This is a genomic window from Kamptonema formosum PCC 10802 (assembly GCF_000332335.1).
Lineage (GTDB): Bacteria > Cyanobacteriota > Cyanobacteriia > Cyanobacteriales > Oscillatoriaceae > Oscillatoria.
Genome location: NZ_KB235951.1, coordinates 1 through 3,275, shown reverse-complemented (window position 1 = coordinate 3,275; position 3,275 = coordinate 1). Strand labels below are relative to the sequence as shown.

Sequence of the window (3,275 nt, the reverse complement as noted above, 5' to 3'; positions counted from 1 at the left end):
AACCCGTCGATAAGGAAATTCCCAGGATTTTCCAGAGTTTCGATAATCTCCTCTACATCAAAAACATATGTACTGCCGGTGCCATTCAAGTTCGGATAGGAAGCGTAGAGATACTTACTGTCATTTGAAAGCACCAGGTCTGCAGTCAGCGCTTGGGGAATCGGTCGAGTTGCCGCCACCAGCTGCGGATTAGTCAGCGGGTCTTTAATAATCCCAATATTCCCCCCAGCCCGCTTATCAGTTTGCAGGACACTGCCCTGACGGTTGCGACCGGCAACAAACGCATACCGCCCATCTGGCATCACTGTTACCGCCACCCCCTCATTGACATCGAAATAATCACCGACATTCCCCAAAGATAAATCTATGTATCGCGCACTTGCTGCAAAATTGAGAGGGTCATCATTCGTTACCTCAAGCACGCCGAAACCCTTTGCGTCGCTATTCTGTTGCCCATTGGTAAACGTTAGCTTCAACGGATCTGCAGTAGCTGCCACCCCGTCCGCCCCGTTGTTTGTCAGAACCGCCCCAATCTGCTCGTGCCACTTGCGCTCGTTCTGATTTGGAGCAGTGGGCCGGTCTTGCCCGTCAATATTAATGACATAAATATAACCATTCGCCGCTGTGACAAAAAGCTTGCGCCCGTCACTGCTAATAGCCATCTTCCGCAGCCCAGAGGACGCCGGATTCACCGCAATGGTTTGAACTACCTGATGATAAGTCTCCGAGAACGGATTGATATCCAGTATGTAGATATTTCCCCTCGCACTGTCGGCAATGTAAGCGTATTCATTCCGCGAGTTAATAACAATTGACCAAGGAACAGCACCGGCAGGCAAATTAATCGGATTAATATCCGGAATATCCGGTTGAGTGTCTACCTGCTGCAACACTATTGGATCTACTAACGCCACGCGCCCCGCACTCTCCAAAACCACATAAACGCGAGTTCCATCACTCGTTACAGCGCTCGCTCGCGGCCTATCTATTCGCTCAGGAGTGCCGACAGGAATGCTGGCGAGGAGCAATTTACTGCTGTTGCTGGCTTCCACTACTGATTCTGGGTCAGTGCCGTCGAGAACCGCAAGTCGGTCTGCCCCTCTTTGAGCAGCAAAAATGTACTCAGCGCCCTGATTTATCCGGATATTATTGCTATCGTACCCGACTTCTTCATACACCGGCTCTGTGCCATTTTGACCGGCCAAATGGTTCTGCCGGCGCGTCAGGACAATGCGCGACGCACCCAGAGGCACAGTATTGGGCACCTTAACCGCCACCTCAAAGCGATTGTCCCCCAACTCTCGGCTCAGATTGGGCAAAACCGTCCCCTCATACGCCGTATCGCCGACATAAAATTTAGCAACCAAATCCTCAAACCGGCTGCCAAGAAGGTCACTCCCGCTATTCACCAGCACATTACTGCCGGTTAGAAACAGAACCGGCTGATTGTTCTCAAATGGCTGATTGTTCTCATCCGAAAACTTCAGCTCAGCCTCTTGCAGCACCGGCGGTGCCGTCGGGTCAGACTCAGCCGGTGCCGGCATATTCAATGCCGCCGAAAAACTCGCAATCCCATCCTGATTGCGCTGCACACCCACCTCTGTAATCACCGGCAGTCCGGCAACCGGCACCGCCATCACCTTCACCGACGAGATATCATAAGAAACCGTCAAAGCTGCATTTCCAGAGCCAAATTGGTCAGGCATCAGCAACTGGCCAATTCCCCCTGGGGAAATCACCCCGAAGAAAGCAATCGGAAAATTATAGTTGAGCGTCAGCTGACCTTTGACAAGCGTAGCACTGCCCGTTGGACCCGAGTATACCACTATATATTCTCCCGGTCTGACAACACCAGGCCAAGGTGGCGAAGACGTGCGAATCATGCCGTCAGCACCCACTACCCCAGACTCTTCTTGCAGCCAAATAGGATTCCAGGTGCCGGTTTCATCCGGGAGCGCACCTTTACGCATAAAATAAACTTCAGTTCCCGCCGCCAAACCTGCCGGTGCGGGAATTGCCAGCTGCGCCGGCACGTTCATCGGGTCATCCCCAGCATCTAAATTGAACGCACCGGCAATCTCGAATCCTTCTGGAACAGGAAGCGATAAATCCTCCCGAGTCAGCGGAGTCAAACTGACAGTTGTATCCTCTTCTAGAGCGCCAGGAGCCACCATTACCATCGAGCCATCAGAAGCTCGCACCACACCCCCAGTATCTCCCAAAGTTGCCGGTCCGAGTTGCGGATTTTCTACCCGTATTGGAATAACTTCCACCGCAGAACCGTTGCTAACCGTTACAGTGGCGTCCCCCGACTTCAATGCAGTAACTAAACCGTCCTCACTCACGCTCAAAACTGAGGGGTCACTCACCTCATATCGCGTCCCCGACTCATCAGTGTTTAAGTTAGACGAATTGGATAATCCGTTTACCTTCACCGACAATTGCCGAGTCCCCCCAACCGGCAGAGAAACCGCATCGGGATAAGGATCTAACCCATAGATTTGAGCCAGCGCCACACTAAATTCTACTTCACTGACAGCACTGCCTGAATCATTGGTCGCCGCCGGCTCAAGGGTGAAGCGAATCCCCTTAAACTCCGACACATTGCCATATTCATCTATCGCCCGCAAATAAAGGGTGTGACTTCCCTCTGACAGCGCCCCGCCAAATATTTCCTCTAAAGCGTTGCGGTCTAATGAAAACGTTCCATCCTCGTTGAGCCGGCTGGCAATCTCAGTAAAACTCTCCACCGGCATCCCTTCAAAACCGGCACGCAAGCTGAAAATCCCGCTGACATCAATAACAGTACCCGCAATCGCCGGGTCAGAGGTAATCCCATCTGCAGAGTCCTCACCCGTATCGTTCTCTAGATATGCCGCAATTTCTGGCGGTTCGGTGTCCGCTGAATTGATTTCATCTAAAATTTGTCCCCCCAAAACTGTCCCGCGCCAGTCTAGGGATGGTACAATTACATTATTTACCGATGGGGCTGTGCCCGTCGCACCGGCGACCTGAAACATCACATCGTTGTAATCCTTATCCGCACCGGCATTCACCTGCATATCTTCAAAAGCGAAAGCGTAACCAGTGCCGGTGACATCAGCTATTTGCCCTGAATTGAAAGCATCCCTGGGGTCAGCTGTGGCTAATGAAAACAGGGGGCGTCGCGTGCCGGTCAGTGCCGGATTGTTAAAGACATCCTGTATCCTATTCCGGGGGGCTAATATAATCCCAAACTCATCCCCGGGATTCATAGATACTGTCTTGACGCCCTG

General features: G+C 52.1%; 1 protein-coding gene. It reads right to left on the bottom strand.

All coding sequences use genetic code 11. The features are described from left to right. Positions 1-3,254: DUF4114 domain-containing protein (locus OSC10802_RS43425; protein ID WP_044172758.1), on the bottom strand; the 3,254-nt coding region annotated here is incomplete at its 3' end. Positions 3,255-3,275 lie beyond the last annotated feature (21 nt).